General features: G+C 56.9%; 16 protein-coding genes and 1 pseudogene. 8 read left to right on the top strand and 9 right to left on the bottom strand.

The window, feature by feature from the left end:
- Both AC2FJB_RS12725 and AC2FJB_RS12720 read right to left on the bottom strand, forming a co-directional pair.
- Positions 1–210, bottom strand: a pseudogene (locus AC2FJB_RS12725) (hypothetical protein); the annotation flags it as partial.
- Positions 211–264: 54 nt separating this feature from the next.
- Positions 265–990: a uroporphyrinogen-III synthase gene (locus tag AC2FJB_RS12720; RefSeq protein WP_496818426.1), complete on the bottom strand. Its 726-nt coding sequence runs from the start codon at positions 988–990 to the stop codon at positions 265–267.
- An 86-nt stretch (positions 991–1076) separates the two neighbouring features.
- Between AC2FJB_RS12720 and tsaD the strand changes: the two genes are divergently transcribed.
- From tsaD to AC2FJB_RS12695, 5 genes are all read left to right on the top strand, one after another.
- Positions 1077–2174, top strand: a complete 1098-nt coding sequence (gene tsaD, locus AC2FJB_RS12715) for a tRNA (adenosine(37)-N6)-threonylcarbamoyltransferase complex transferase subunit TsaD (RefSeq protein ID WP_496718955.1) — start codon at positions 1077–1079, stop codon at positions 2172–2174.
- Positions 2171–3133 (top strand): NAD(P)H-dependent glycerol-3-phosphate dehydrogenase, encoded by a 963-nt coding sequence (locus tag AC2FJB_RS12710; RefSeq protein WP_496718956.1) that lies wholly within the window; start codon positions 2171–2173, stop codon positions 3131–3133. Before tsaD ends, AC2FJB_RS12710 begins: the two co-directional genes overlap by 4 nt.
- Position 3134: 1 nt before the next feature.
- Positions 3135–3404 carry a YciI family protein gene (locus AC2FJB_RS12705; protein WP_299642010.1) on the top strand — a complete coding sequence of 90 codons (270 nt, stop codon included), beginning with the start codon at positions 3135–3137 and terminating at the stop codon, positions 3402–3404.
- Positions 3404–3826 (top strand): EVE domain-containing protein, encoded by a 423-nt coding sequence (locus tag AC2FJB_RS12700; protein ID WP_496718958.1) that lies wholly within the window; start codon positions 3404–3406, stop codon positions 3824–3826. Before AC2FJB_RS12705 ends, AC2FJB_RS12700 begins: the two co-directional genes overlap by 1 nt.
- A 310-nt stretch (positions 3827–4136) precedes the next feature.
- The gene (locus AC2FJB_RS12695; protein ID WP_496718959.1) at positions 4137–5291 is read left to right on the top strand and encodes a hypothetical protein; all 1155 of its coding nucleotides are present in this window, start codon (positions 4137–4139) and stop codon (positions 5289–5291) included.
- 219 nt (positions 5292–5510) lie between these two features.
- Here AC2FJB_RS12695 and AC2FJB_RS12690 read toward each other — a convergent pair whose 3' ends face one another.
- From AC2FJB_RS12690 to AC2FJB_RS12675, 4 genes are all read right to left on the bottom strand, one after another.
- Positions 5511–5852 (bottom strand): DUF2853 family protein, encoded by a 342-nt coding sequence (locus AC2FJB_RS12690; protein ID WP_117871196.1) that lies wholly within the window; start codon positions 5850–5852, stop codon positions 5511–5513.
- Positions 5853–5992: 140 nt separating this feature from the next.
- Positions 5993–6742 carry an extensin-like domain-containing protein gene (locus AC2FJB_RS12685; RefSeq protein ID WP_496718960.1) on the bottom strand — a complete coding sequence of 250 codons (750 nt, stop codon included), beginning with the start codon at positions 6740–6742 and terminating at the stop codon, positions 5993–5995.
- Positions 6743–6755: 13 nt separating this feature from the next.
- The gene (gene ahcY / locus AC2FJB_RS12680; protein ID WP_299899763.1) at positions 6756–8144 is read right to left on the bottom strand and encodes an adenosylhomocysteinase; all 1389 of its coding nucleotides are present in this window, start codon (positions 8142–8144) and stop codon (positions 6756–6758) included.
- Positions 8145–8247: 103 nt separating this feature from the next.
- Complete coding sequence (locus AC2FJB_RS12675; RefSeq protein WP_117871202.1) at positions 8248–8562, bottom strand: hypothetical protein; 315 nt, start codon at positions 8560–8562, stop codon at positions 8248–8250.
- 206 nt (positions 8563–8768) lie between these two features.
- On the opposite strand from AC2FJB_RS12675, the gene AC2FJB_RS12670 reads away from it, so the two are divergent.
- Complete coding sequence (locus AC2FJB_RS12670; RefSeq protein ID WP_117871205.1) at positions 8769–9362, top strand: HD domain-containing protein; 594 nt, start codon at positions 8769–8771, stop codon at positions 9360–9362.
- A 50-nt stretch (positions 9363–9412) separates the two neighbouring features.
- Entirely contained in the window at positions 9413–10126 is a 714-nt protein-coding gene (locus tag AC2FJB_RS12665) for an SGNH/GDSL hydrolase family protein (protein WP_117871207.1), read from the top strand.
- 76 nt (positions 10127–10202) lie between these two features.
- On the opposite strand, the gene AC2FJB_RS12660 is transcribed toward AC2FJB_RS12665, so the two are convergent.
- From AC2FJB_RS12660 to AC2FJB_RS12650, 3 genes are all read right to left on the bottom strand, one after another.
- Positions 10203–10574: a VOC family protein gene (locus tag AC2FJB_RS12660; RefSeq protein WP_496684811.1), complete on the bottom strand. Its 372-nt coding sequence runs from the start codon at positions 10572–10574 to the stop codon at positions 10203–10205.
- A 101-nt stretch (positions 10575–10675) separates the two neighbouring features.
- Positions 10676–11230, bottom strand: coding sequence for an ActR/PrrA/RegA family redox response regulator transcription factor (locus AC2FJB_RS12655; RefSeq protein ID WP_117871212.1), 555 nt, complete (start codon positions 11228–11230; stop codon positions 10676–10678).
- A gap of 80 nt (positions 11231–11310) precedes the next feature.
- On the bottom strand, positions 11311–11940 hold the full coding sequence (locus AC2FJB_RS12650; protein WP_496718961.1) for an SCO family protein: 630 nt from the start codon (positions 11938–11940) through the stop codon (positions 11311–11313).
- Between the two features lie 90 nt (positions 11941–12030).
- Between AC2FJB_RS12650 and regB the strand changes: the two genes are divergently transcribed.
- A complete protein-coding gene (regB, locus tag AC2FJB_RS12645) occupies positions 12031–13428 on the top strand; it encodes a sensor histidine kinase RegB (protein ID WP_496718963.1) in 1398 nt (465 codons plus the stop codon).
- Positions 13429–13462 lie beyond the last annotated feature (34 nt).

Raw genomic sequence — 13462 nt, 5'->3', positions numbered from 1 at the left:
TTCGGCTTCGGCTTCGGCTTCGGCTTCGGCTTCGGCTTCGGCTTCGGCTTCGGCTTCGGCTTCGGCTTCGGCTTCGGCTTCGGAAAAGTCTTCTTCTACGTTTTCAGCCGGGTCAACAGGCGCATCGCCCTGTTGCAGTTCGGTTTCGACGACGTCATCCGCCTGAGGGCTTTCCACCGGCTTTTCTTCGGACTTTTTCTTACCAGCCACCGCAATATTCCTCTTATCGAATCCAAATTCAGATGAATAACAGCCCAGGTCAAGTTAATCGGGGACCGCGCCGCCCTCAACCCGCAACGCATGTTTTGCAAGCTTTTTAACAGCCTTACGCATTTTCTTTGGTGTCGGCATCTTCGCGATCTTCAGGCCCGCATAGTCCAACGAATAAAGGGGATCAGCCGTGGCCTGACTGATTGCAGCCAGCCACAATGGCGCTGATCCAGCCCAAATATCGGCAAAATGTCGCGCCGTCCTTGGCGAAAAAAGCGGAGCGATTATCGGCGAATCTCCATCTGCCGCTTCGACCGCCTCGGGTGTTAGCGGCAACAGTCTTTGTTGGTAGACGGGCTGTTCCCGCACGGCCAGACCAGATTCGGTCAGTCGACCGGCAACATCGCCACGCGTGTGCTCACCCCTCAAATGCAACAACGGGCTTTTGGGCCGCCGCTTGAGCAGATGTCCCACCAGCTCCTCTGCCGTGGCCCCGACCATCTCGGCCTGCCAACCGTACCCTTTCGCTGTGCCAGTTGTTGCGGGCCCGACGCAGAACGCAGGCAGGGTGCGGTCAACACCTTTCGCGGCCGCCGCGTTCACGGCATTGGCCGAGGTGAAAATCAATCCCTGCACTCCCTCGGTCTCAACGGCAACCGGCAGAGGCCGGATTTCCATGATCGGGGAATAGATGACCTGAACCCGTGATCTGGTGCGGGTCGGCAACTGCGCAACGAACCTTTCAGAGGCGGCGCGCGGGCGGGTCATCAACAAATACAACGTGTGGCCCCTTGGCCCTTCAGGATTGTTTGCATCCGCGCAGGGTGATACCCCGCCGTAAGATCATGATGCAACGGATCAGGGTGATGGTGCAAACACTTACCGTACTGGGATTGGAAAGCAGCTGTGACGATACGGCCGCAGCCATCGTGCGCCAAATGGCGAGCGCCGAAGCCGAAATCCTGTCATCCGTTGTGCATGGCCAAACCGATCTGCACAGTGCTTATGGCGGCGTCGTGCCCGAGATCGCAGCCCGGGCACATGCAGAAAAGCTGGATGTCTGTGTCGTGCAAGCACTGGAAGCCGCGGGGCTTTCACTGAGGGACATGGACGCCATTGCCGTCACCTCAGGGCCGGGTCTGATCGGAGGGGTCATGTCCGGCGTGATGTGCGCCAAAGGGCTCAGCGCGGCCACCGGTCTGCCGCTGGTGGGTGTCAATCACCTTGCCGGTCATGCGCTGACACCACGCCTGACAGACAACATAGCCTTCCCCTACCTGGTGCTTCTGGTGTCGGGCGGACATTGCCAATACCTGATTGCCCACGGGCCCGAGCAGTTTACCCGCCTTGGCGGTACTATTGACGATGCGCCGGGTGAAGCCTTCGACAAAACCGCCCGCCTGCTGGGCCTGCCGCAACCTGGCGGCCCTTCCGTTGAGGCCGAGGCGCGCGCCGGTGATCCCAACCGCTTCCAGTTTCCAAGGCCGCTTCTCGACCGGCCCGGTTGCGATCTGTCCTTCTCTGGGTTGAAAACTGCGTTGATGCGGATGCGAGATCAAATTGTGGCCGAAAAGGGCGGCCTGACTCGTCGGGACCGCGCAGACCTGTGCGCTGGATTCCAGCAGGCGATTGTGGACACGTTGGCCGAAAAGACCCGACGCGCAATCGATCTGTATCTGGAACACAGCCCGGCCGATCCCGTGATTGCTGTTGCTGGAGGGGTTGCCGCAAATTCGGCCATTCGGTCCAAACTAGAGTCTGTTTGCGCCAAAAATAACACCCGATTTACAGCACCTCCGCTGGCGTTGTGCACGGATAACGCCGCGATGATCGCCTACGCGGGTCTTGAGCGTTTTCGTTCCGGGGCACAGGATGGGCTGGACCTGACCGCCCGACCCCGCTGGCCTCTGGATCAGCGCAGCCCGGCGATGCTGGGCGGCGGCAAGAAAGGGGCCAAGGCATGAGCGTATCCGTTCTGGGTTCCGGTGCGTTTGGCACTGCCTTGGCGATCTCGCTGGCAGGCAACGGGCCGGTGACTCTGTGGTCAAGAAACGCCAGCCAGGCACAGCAGATGCGCGAAATGCGCGAAAACTTAACCCGGCTGCCCAACATAGCCTTGCCCAAGGACATCGCTGTGACCGCGGACATTGCCGATGCGCTCAAAGCCGAAATGCTTTTATTGGCTGTGCCAATGCAGAAATTGCGCAACGCTTTGCAAGATCACGCCCCTGCACTGCGTGGCAAGACTCTGGTGGCCTGCTGCAAGGGAATTGAACTGACCTCGGGGCTTGGACCTGTCGCGGTCATCAAGGAGGTTGTCCGGGATGCCCGCATCGCTTTGCTGACCGGGCCCAGTTTTGCGGATGATATCGCGCACGGCCTGCCCACCGCGTTGACGCTGGCTTGCGAGGATACGGAACTTGGCAAGGCGCTTCAGACCGAACTGACGACGGCGAACCTGCGCCTCTATCGCACCACTGACGCGATCGGCGCTGAACTTGGCGGTGCGCTGAAGAATGTCATGGCCATTGGCTGCGGGGCCGTCATCGGTGCAGGTCTTGGAGACAGCGCCCGGGCAGCCTTGATGACCCGCGGGTTTGCCGAGATGCAACGCTTTGCCGCGATGCGTGGCGCGCGTCCCGACACCCTGATGGGTTTGTCCGGGCTAGGAGATCTTGTGCTGACCTGCTCGTCCGAACTGTCCCGAAACTATAGTTTTGGCCTTAGTTTGGGCCTGAATCAGACCTTCGACAGCCAAACGACGGTCGAAGGCGTCGCCACCGCCCGCGCCATGTCGGACATAGCCGCCAAGGAAGGGCTGGATATGCCCATCAGCGCCACTGTGGCGGATCTGAGCTATGGCGCCTACAGTGTCACCGAGGCCATTCAAAACCTGCTCAATCGACCCCTCAAGGAGGAATAACATGCTGATCGCCCTCATCGCTCGTGACAAACCCGGCGCGTTGCAAACCCGATTGGACAACCGCTCGGCCCACCTGGCCTATATCGAAGAAACCGGCGTCGTGTCACAGGCCGGACCACTGCTGGACGGCGATTCCATGATCGGCTCTTTGATAATCCTCGACGTGGAGGATCTGGCCGCAGCACAGTCTTGGGCCGATAGCGACCCCTACGCGAAGGCTGGTTTGTTCCAATCGGTCGAACTGATCGCGTGGAAAAAGGTGATCGGTTGATGGCCTATTGGTTGTTCAAATCGGAACCGTCGACCTGGAGTTGGGATCAGCAAGTCGCGAAAGGTGATGCGGGCGAGGAATGGGACGGCGTTCGCAACTATCAGGCGCGTAACTTCATGCGTCAGATGGACGTTGGGGACTGGGGGTTCTTCTACCATTCGCAAAAGGACAAATCCGTAGTTGGAATTGTCGAGATCTGCGCCGAGGCCCACCCCGACAGCACCACAGACGACGAACGCTGGGAGTGTGTGGACATCAAGGCCGTGCGGCCTTTTTCCAAACCCGTAACATTGGACCAGATCAAGGCGGACGAGCGTCTGGCGAATATGGTGCTGGTGAAGAACTCTCGCTTATCGGTGCAGCCCGTGACCGAGGATGAATGGCGGATAATTTGCATGCTGGGTGAAACGCAGCCTGACTGAATGGGAACATGTCGTCAGGTGCAGAACTTCTCAAACACCTGACAAGATGCTATGTTTCCATGGGCTTTGCCGAGTGGGGGCATGTCGATCGCGTATACTGCAATCGCGTACACTTGGCAGTGTTCGTATAAAATTCGGTCTCTCTTGAAAGCATGAACCCATGTCTGACGAAGAAGGCGGCAATGGGATATTCGAAGACGCTGTTGCTGCGAAGAATTCAAAAAATTGGGAAGCGCGCCTGAAAGAGGCGCGCGAAAAGCGTGCAAAAGTGCTTAGCGGAGCACAGGACGAAGCGCAGGAAAGGCCCGTTTTGAAACCTTCCGAGACAGAGTATCTGTCCCGGCCGGACGAAACCAAAATCGAAGAGATCGTATCAGACCGGGTCCGTTCCCTGCATTTGGAAGAACCAAAAGTCAGGAAAAGGCCCTTAGTTAGAGCAGGTATTGTTCTGGCCGCCTTGGTTTGCGGCGCAGTCCTGCAATGGGGTGTCACCAATATTGCCGGAATCTGGCGCTCTACAGAAGGAAAGACCCCAGCAAGCCTGGATGCGTCGACGGAGAATCTTCCTGAAATCGAGGAGCTGCTTTCAGACAGGGCGCCGATTGTCAGAAACGCAAGGCCGCCGGACACACTAGACACACAAACAGAAGAGGAACTTACCGATTCAGCGGCTCCGGAGGTCGCGCCCGTTTCCGCCCTCGCAATCGCCGAAGAGACCGGGGATTCGATCACTGACACGCCTCTCGACCAGAACGCCTCGGTTGAGGCAGTTGTGACGCCACCGGTTCCTGCTGAAGACCTATCGGGTACGGACGCGGTGAAACCAGGGCCCCTAGTCCCAGACCAGGAACCGGCCGCATCTTCGTCTCCGCCAGCGATTTTCATACCGGCACAACTCGAGCCAATCTTGGCCGCCGCTTTTTCTGCCGATACTCAAACCTTGTTTCCAGCTCCTGTCGAACCTCCGTGGCGGCACGCTAACCGGTCGAACAAAGACAGCTTTTCACAGGCATCCTTGATACTATATGATCCCGTCCCGCAAGAGATCACGTTGTCAGCGGTCCCGTCTTTTGCAGAGGTAAAACCGCTTTTGCCTGTACAACCCCCCATTGATCTGGAAGTTTCGCTTTTTGTCCCGTCGAGAGTGTCACAAGAAGCCAGCAGCCGGGCTTTCGAATTGCTTACACAGGGTCGTGCTACAGTTGTATCAACGGACCGCGTGGGATTCCGCGTCAGAGAAACACAGGTTCGATTTTATCATCCAAGCGATGCTGAAAATGCGGCGCTGGCGGCTGATGCTCTTGACGGTGTTTTAAGAGACTTCACGAATTCGGGCAACAAAACCCGCCCGGGACGGATAGAGGTTTATCTGGCAGGCAGCGGCGGTGCTTCGCAAGAGGGATCGGACCAGCAGCCTACTGAATTCGATAGCTTCATTGCGCGCATTCTTGGCGAACTCAGATGAGTAATGAGGGAAGGTTCTGACGATACAGAACCTTCCCTACCCCCGCGTGCTCCCTACTCACCACACGCGTATGGAAATATCTGGTTCTGACCGTCCTGGTCACATGTTGAGCTTAGCCCAATCGCCTGCTGCGTTTCAAACGCCGAGTCTCTAAATAACAACTCAAATTAAGTACGCCCGCCGAAATCTGAGCGGGCGTTTTGTGAATTTCCGTCCAGATCAGCTGTAAACGGCTTCTTTTCCGAAATGCTTGGTCAAAATGTAGTACACAACGGCGCGGTACTTGTTGCGCTCGGACTTGCCGTAGGTTTCCATCGCTTTGTTGATCCCTTCCATCAGCTCGGGGCCATCTGCCAGACCCAGCTTTTTGATCAGAAAGTTGTTCTTGACGGTTTCCAGTTCAGAGTCCTGGCTGGCCGCAACAGTCGCCGCATCTGCGTCATAGATCGCCGGACCACAACCGATGGTGACCTTGGTCAGCAGGTCCATATCTGGGTCCATGCCGCATTTGGTTTTCAGGTCTTCTGCGTATTTGGCGATCAGCTCGTCGCGCTTGCCCATATCCTAGTCTCCTTGATCCGTTTACCCGGCACTTTTCACCGATGGTCGGAAGACTAGCCGCGTCTCGGGCTTTTCCAAAAGGAAAAAAAACTGCGATTTCTCCCCCCTGGTCAAAGTCTGTAAGTTTCTTGCTGATAAGCCTAGCGGCAATAGCCCCACCCTGGGCCTTGCAAGTGGAAATGATCCGCGTGCAAGCGATTGAAATCGGGCCCAAGAACCACACGAAACCAACCGCAGGCCTCGCGCCAGATCTGCCGTAAAAAAGCGGCTTCTGGACCGGAGTCCAGCCAGTTGGACAACAAGGTCAGCGTCCGACCATCAACGGTATCCACACCGACAATATCAATCGAATCCGCGCGGGCATGGCTGCTCCATCCGCTGTTTTCACCCTGTGCGGTGCGCATAGGACGGCAATTGTAACTGCCGACGTGGCGCAATCGGGAAACGTTGGTCCCAAGCAGATCGCGTGCGGCGGGCTGCACGACGTGATGTTCCCACATGGTCAGGCGCAAAGCCGTGGCGCAACTGGTTTCAACATCCTTGATCCCTGATGTCACCAATTTGGTCAGAAGACCCCGACCGGCTATGCCGCAGTTCTGATCGACAATCAGATCCTCCATCGCCTCGAAACGAACACCTGCGTCTTCCAGAGCAGCCCGGCACTGTACGTCGCTGGCCAGTGCGCGGTTCAACTGGAACTTTGTGACAGGTGTGACCGGGGCGGTCACTTTCAGATCGCGCAACGGGTTCCAATGTGACGGCACCGGCGTTTCGGGATGCGCCAACACCCACCAGACACCACCGCCCAAAAGGATCACAACTGCCGCCAGCCTGAGAACGAAAGACGCCGCCGAGTACAAATACCGGCGGCGCCCAGATTTCTGCGTCATACCAAGACAGCGATCAGTAGCGGTAATGCTCCGGTTTGTACGGACCTTCCGGTTTGACACCGATATAAGCAGCCTGATCCGCGTCCATCTGGGTCAGCTTCACGCCGATTCGATCCAGATGCAGGCGGGCCACTTTCTCATCCAGATGTTTGGGCAGGATGTAGACCTTGTTCTCGTACTGGTCACCCTTGGTGAACAGTTCGATCTGGGCCAGAACCTGGTTGGTGAACGAGGCCGACATCACAAAGGATGGGTGCCCAGTGGCGTTGCCAAGGTTCAGCAGACGGCCTTCGGACAGCAGAATGATGCGGTTGCCCGAGGGCATCTCGATCATGTCCACCTGCTCCTTGATGTTGGTCCATTTGTGGTTTTTCAGGCTGGCCACCTGAATTTCGTTGTCGAAATGGCCGATGTTGCCAACAATCGCCATGTCCTTCATCGCGCGCATATGCTCGATGCGGATCACGTCCTTGTTGCCGGTGGTTGTGATGAAGATGTCCGCGCTGGCGACTTCGTCTTCCAGCAAGGTCACTTCAAACCCGTCCATCGCAGCCTGCAGTGCACAGATCGGGTCAACTTCGGTGACTTTCACACGGGCTCCCGCGCCGCACAACGACGCCGCCGAGCCTTTGCCCACATCACCGTAACCGCAGACCACGGCAACCTTGCCAGCCATCATCGTGTCGGTAGCGCGACGGATACCGTCGACCAGCGATTCCTTGCAGCCGTATTTGTTGTCGAATTTCGACTTGGTGACGCTGTCATTCACGTTGATCGCCGGGAACGGCAGTTGACCTTCCTTAACCAGCTGATACAGGCGGTTCACACCGGTGGTGGTTTCCTCGGACACACCCTGGATCTGGTCACGCATCTTTGTGAACCAGCCGGGGCTTGCCGCCATACGCTTGGCGATCTGCTTTTTGATCACCTCTTCCTCTTCCGAACCCGGAACAGGGATGATGTCTTCACCCGCTTCGGCACGAGCGCCGAGCAGGATGTAAAGCGTTGCGTCACCGCCATCGTCCAGGATCATGTTCGGGCCGTCTTCGAACAGGAAGGACTTGTCCAGATAATCCCAATGCTCTTCCAGTGTCTGGCCCTTGATCGCAAAAACGGGAATACCAGCTTCGGCAATCGCGGCCGCCGCGTGGTCCTGGGTCGAGAAGATGTTGCACGACGCCCAGCGCACATCCGCGCCCAGCGCCACCAGTGTTTCGATCAGAACGCCCGTCTGGATGGTCATGTGCAGCGAACCTACGATGCGGGCACCCGCCAGAGGTTTGCTTTCGCCGTATTCCGTGCGCAGGGACATCAGGCCCGGCATCTCGGTTTCGGCAATATCCAGCTCTTTGCGGCCAAAGCCAGCCAATGAAATGTCTTTAACGATATAGTCCCCGGCCATCAGGTGCTCCATTTTCCGGTAATTCACAGTCCTGGCTGCCCCTAGCATTCCTTGGGGCAGGTGGCAACTTTGAAGACTGTGATCGGAAACGTTATGGCCAATATTAGCTTGGTGTGCCTTCAATTTCGATCTTCGGTATCGCTTCAAAAAAATCTGTGCCAACGGCAACAATACAACTGATACCGTTCGCATTGGTTACCAAAACGGTATAGCTTCCCGTTTCCTTCGAGGTCCAAACCTCCATCACCGATTGTGCGCCACGTGTTTTTTGCAGACCGCCAAAGGCTAATTCCTCGGCATAGTTCTCCTGCAATTTGGATATGATGTCATTTCGTGCCGCACAATTCTGGGCAAAGGCGGGCGGCGCGGTGGCGGCCATTCCGAAGGTCAGTGCGATTGCGAATAATCGTTTGAACATAGGATGCTCCTTTCGATACGTGTTTCAGTTCGAGAGGGGCACACTGGGAGGAGAATGCACCCCCCTTAGTCCTTAATGTCGGGATCCTACCGCGCCGTTTCAAAGCACGAACGCTCAAGAAAATGTTGGCAGCATGTGATCCAGACAGGTACATCATACCATAAAAACGCGAATTGAACGTGACCCACTTCACAAGGCATGGCAGAATGGCAACACAACCCAGAGCGTGGCAAAGGATGCTGTCGGGTCGCAGACTGGACCTGCTGGACCCGACACCGGTGGATATCGAGATTGAGGATATCGCGCATGGTCTTGCCTTTGTCGCTCGCTGGAACGGTCAGACAAACGGCGATTTCGCCTATTCCGTGGCTGAACACTCCCTACTGGTTGAAGAGATTTTTGGTCGCGTTGCCCCCAAGGCCTCGGTGAAGTGGCGATTGGCCGCCTTGTTACATGACGCGCCCGAATATGTGATCGGCGATATGATTTCCCCTGTGAAGTCCGCCGTTGGTCCGGACTACGGCGCGCTGGATGACCGCCTGGCGGCGGCGATCCACATCCGGTTCGGCCTTCCTGCGCAGGTGCCGAAAACGGTGAAGCGCCAGATCAAGAAGGCCGACAAGATCAGTGCCTGGATGGAGGCCACACAAATCGCTGGGTTTTCCGAGGCCGAAGCCACAAAATTCTTTGGCCGCCCTGACAGGGAGGTCATGGCAGGTCTACAGATCAGGTTGCGCCCTCCGGTCGAGGTGCGGCACGCCTATACAACACGACACGCAGAGCTGATCGCACAGGTCTAAAGGGCGGTTTCAGCATGAGTTGAGTGGTTAAAGGAGATGGTGAATCAGGGATGAAAAAAAGGACCGGGAACCGAATTTTGCTTGTCGCCAACCTCGTTCTGACTCTTGTACTTGCGGCGGTGTTGGTCAAAACCGGGTATCTTTCGAAGACAGTCCGCAAATTCACCGGCGCGCATGTCCCGGTCACGGAAACCGATCACTACAAACTCATGGTCTGGCTGCACGAGCGGCCGATATCTCAGGCATTGGCCTCACCGGATATTCAAATCGCTTTCATCGGTGATTCCATCATCGAGGGGTGGTTGACCAGTAACATCCTACCCAACTCGCTGAACCTTGGGATCAGCCGCGACACCACCCCGGGCCTGATCGCACGGGCAAAACCGGAACTGATCGCTCATGTTCCGACATGGTATCTGGGAATCGGGGTCAATGACGCTCTGGCGGCCACACCTCCGGAGGAGATTGCAGGGTATGTCGCACAGTTGAAGACCATGTTCATGCCCGCCGAAAGGTTGATCTGGCGTGCTGTGTTGCCTGTCACTGATGCAAGCTGGACCGCGGAAATGGAGGCGTTTCGAACTGCCTTCAACACGGCTGCACTACAAGCCTGTCAGGAAATGGCGAACTGCACATTTCTGACCCCGCCGGACGGGTACGACGAGAACATTGTCAACTGGACGTCAGACGGGCTGCATCCTAACTCAATCGGATATCGTCAACTGGCGCAGCAGCTCTGCACAGAAGTCTCGTGCTCACCTTAATACTCCTGCAAGGAGACACTGTTGCACTACCCGGCGAACTGTCTGAAGCTTGGATAGGGTTTGTGATCTCCCTGTTTCAGCCAAAGACGTAAAAGCAAAGCTTATTGCCGTCCGGGTCGCGCACATATGCGCCATAGAATCTGTCGGGGACACGTTGACCGGGTTCGCCTTCGTCCACCGCACCCAGACTGATTGCCTTGTTGTAAAGTTCCATGGCCTCATCCTTGGAGTCGGCTGCAAAGGCGACCATGTTGCCATTTCCAATGGCGCAGGCATCACCGTCGTAGGGCTCGCACACCGCAAGCATCGGCGCGTCGGGTTTGTTGCCAATGAACGCGATCCGGCCTGCGTCTATAACCACTTTCGCACCCTTGTCCGCGAATAGGCTGGTATAGAAGTCCTTAGCGCGCTCCATGTCCGAAACGCCAACGGTTACATATCCGATCATCGAGTGGTCCTGTTCTGACAAAATTTTCCAGATATGCCGAACAATCCCCGACGGGACCCAAGGTTACAAGTCACTAAACCGTCATCGAGCACCCCGCCGACTTAACGAGGGCTGCGTTTCGCCAGTATCCGCTGCAACGTCCGCCGATGCATATTCAACCGCCGCGCGGTTTCGGAGACATTCCGGTCACACAGCTCATAAACGCGCTGGATATGTTCCCAGCGCACACGGTCCGCGCTCATGGGATTTTCAGGCGGCGGGGGCAGCTCGTCGCCCTTCGCCAGCAGCGCGTTCGTGATATCGGTCGCGTCCGCAGGCTTTGACAGATAGTCGGTCGCGCCGATCTTGACCGCCGCCACGGCAGTGGCGATGGCGCCATATCCGGTCAGAACAACAACACGGCTGTCGGGACGTTTTTCCCGCAATACTTCGACTACGTCCAAACCGTTGCCATCCTCAAGTCTCAAATCAACAACAGCATAAGCCGGAGGGCGGGCGGTGGAAATTGCGCGGCCAGCGGCGACGGATCCCGCGGTTTCAACTTCGAAGCCGCGCTTTTCCATAGCCTTGGCCAAACGTCTCAGAAACGGCTCGTCATCATCAACCAAAAGCAGGGATTTATCAGGGCCGATGTCAAGCTGAGAAGTATCTGCCATATGTTGGGTCTTTCGCTATTTCATGCTTTTGGCTCGAACATGAGTAATAGCAGCGCGGGAACAAAGGTCAAACAACCTTGTTACGACGCGCCCTGATCCAGAAAGCATTCAACCCTGTCCGCCATCTGTTCGGCCGTGTCCTCGCGCTTGAAAAACTCCAGAAATCCGTCTTCGGGTGTAACCAGATAGGTAAAGGTGGAATGGTCAACCAGATAGAATTCGTCGCCTTTGTCATGCGCCTTGTAATAGGTTTTGTAGGCCTTGCTGGCAGCCTTGACCTGTTCGGGCGAGCCGGTTAGCGCGATCGTCTTTCCACCGAGGTTGAAGGCATAGTCGGCCATCACTTCGGGCGTATCACGATCCGGGTCAATTGAGATGAACAACGGTGTCACCGACAGTCCGCGCTCGGCAAGAGTATCGACGGCCTCGGCGTTGCGGGACATATCAAACGGGCAAACGTCCGGGCAGAAAGTATATCCGAAATAGACCAGTGTCGGTTCGGTAATCACATCTTTGTCCGTGACCGTCTCGCCCTTGCCATTCACCAGTTCAAATGGCCCGCCAATTGCGGCGGAACCCCCGGCGATCTGGCTGGACCGGCATTGTGCGAACTTGTCATCGGACCCGCCGCCCGACGTTAGAAGCCACATGGCCCCAAGTCCGCTAGCCAGAGCAAGGGTTGCGAGAATTGCGTACAGTAGGCGGGTCATTTCGATTATCCGGTCGCAAGGGGTTGTTGATCGTTCCGGCCGGGACACCTATCAAGATGACCAGCCGATGCAACAGGACATAAGCGACCGATGGCAGAATCCAATCAGACTTTTTGGCGCGGCCAGGGACGCAGCAGCTGGATTCGGCTTCGGACCCTGATCCTTTTGCGATGGGTGGCCATCATCGGTCAGCTCACTGCAATCACGGTGGCGCAGCGATACTATGACGTGCAGCTGGAACTGGGCCTGTGCTACCTGGCCATCGGAATTTCGGTCATGGGCAACCTGACTGCCATTTTGCTGTTTCCGCAAAACAAGCGCCTGACCGAGTTTGAAAACTTCCTGATGGTTCTGTTCGACCTGCTGCAACTGTCAATCCTGCTGTATTTGACAGGCGGGCTGAACAATCCGTTTGCATTGCTTCTGCTGGGTCCGGTCACGATTTCAGCCAATGTCATGAGCACGCGATCGACCCTGATCGTCGGTGCCGTGGCAATCGTTCTGACTACTGTACTGGCAGAATTTCACCTTCCGTTACGGACAAGCCTCGGGCTTGTTCTGGATATCCCGGATATCCTTCTGTTTGGAAACTGGGCCGCAATCATCATCGCCATTGTCTTCATCGGCGCCTATTCCCACCGGGTCAGTTCCGAAGTCCAATCCATGTCAGAAGCACTGGCCGCCACGCATATGGCGCTGGCACGCGAACAAAAACTGACCGATCTGGGGGGCGTCGTTGCCGCTGCCGCGCATGAGCTGGGCACACCTTTGGCGACGATAAAACTGACCAGCGCAGAATTGATCGAAGAACTGGACGATCGCCCGGACCTGAAAGAAGATGCCGCTTTGATCCGCGAGCAGGCAGACCGTTGCCGTGACATTCTGCGCGACATGGGGCGGGCGGGCAAAGATGATCTGCATCTGCGGCAGGCACCGCTTTCGACAGTGGTGAACGAAGCGGCCGAACCACATGTCGGCCGAGGCAAGGCGGTTCATTTTTCCGAAGGCCCGGCGCAGGACGGGGATGTGCAGCAGCCCTCGATCCTGCGAAAACCCGAGATCATTCACGGATTGCGCAACCTGATTCAGAATGCCGTGGATTTTGCCCGCGCAAATGTCTGGGTCGAGGCCGAATGGACCGACGGCCGGATCACCGTCAGCATCATGGATGACGGGCGGGGATACCCGCCCCACATGATCGGACGAATTGGCGATCCCTTTATGCGCCGCCGACGGGCGGAATCCGATCAGAGAACACGCCCGGAATACGAAGGCATGGGCCTGGGATTGTTCATCGCCAAAACCCTGCTGGAACGTAGCGGCGCCGAGCTGGAATTCGCAAATGGTTCTGACCCTTACCAGCATCTGACTGACAACCCGGATCGGCGTGGTGCCATCGTCAAGGTGACTTGGCCTCGCAAATTGATTGACGCCCAAAAAGGCGACACACCCGTCCCTTCCGGTTCCAACACGCGCTTTCAGGTGTGAATTAAGAGACCGTTAACCAATAGCGCGCATAGTC

The sequence above is a fragment of the Ruegeria sp. CDSC085 genome, from assembly GCF_059610465.1.
The sequence above is the reverse complement of the archived record's forward strand: the minus strand, read 5'-3'. Positions and strand labels throughout refer to the sequence as shown.

Excerpts from the sequence above, each read along its gene's own strand:
- tsaD (WP_496718955.1), top strand. The coding sequence starts at position 1,077 with ATGGTGCAAACACTTACCGTACTGGGATTGGAAAGCAGCTGTGACGAT.
- AC2FJB_RS12710 (WP_496718956.1), top strand. The coding sequence starts at position 2,171 with ATGAGCGTATCCGTTCTGGGTTCCGGTGCGTTTGGCACTGCCTTGGCG.
- AC2FJB_RS12705 (WP_299642010.1), top strand. The coding sequence starts at position 3,135 with ATGCTGATCGCCCTCATCGCTCGTGACAAACCCGGCGCGTTGCAAACC.
- AC2FJB_RS12700 (WP_496718958.1), top strand. The coding sequence starts at position 3,404 with ATGGCCTATTGGTTGTTCAAATCGGAACCGTCGACCTGGAGTTGGGAT.
- AC2FJB_RS12690 (WP_117871196.1), bottom strand. The coding sequence starts at position 5,852 with ATGGGCAAGCGCGACGAGCTGATCGCCAAATACGCAGAAGACCTGAAA.
- AC2FJB_RS12685 (WP_496718960.1), bottom strand. The coding sequence starts at position 6,742 with ATGACGCAGAAATCTGGGCGCCGCCGGTATTTGTACTCGGCGGCGTCT.
- ahcY (WP_299899763.1), bottom strand. The coding sequence starts at position 8,144 with ATGGCCGGGGACTATATCGTTAAAGACATTTCATTGGCTGGCTTTGGC.
- AC2FJB_RS12675 (WP_117871202.1), bottom strand. The coding sequence starts at position 8,562 with ATGTTCAAACGATTATTCGCAATCGCACTGACCTTCGGAATGGCCGCC.
- AC2FJB_RS12670 (WP_117871205.1), top strand. The coding sequence starts at position 8,769 with ATGGCAACACAACCCAGAGCGTGGCAAAGGATGCTGTCGGGTCGCAGA.
- AC2FJB_RS12665 (WP_117871207.1), top strand. The coding sequence starts at position 9,413 with ATGAAAAAAAGGACCGGGAACCGAATTTTGCTTGTCGCCAACCTCGTT.
- AC2FJB_RS12660 (WP_496684811.1), bottom strand. The coding sequence starts at position 10,574 with ATGATCGGATATGTAACCGTTGGCGTTTCGGACATGGAGCGCGCTAAG.
- AC2FJB_RS12655 (WP_117871212.1), bottom strand. The coding sequence starts at position 11,230 with ATGGCAGATACTTCTCAGCTTGACATCGGCCCTGATAAATCCCTGCTT.
- AC2FJB_RS12650 (WP_496718961.1), bottom strand. The coding sequence starts at position 11,940 with ATGACCCGCCTACTGTACGCAATTCTCGCAACCCTTGCTCTGGCTAGC.
- regB (WP_496718963.1), top strand. The coding sequence starts at position 12,031 with ATGGCAGAATCCAATCAGACTTTTTGGCGCGGCCAGGGACGCAGCAGC.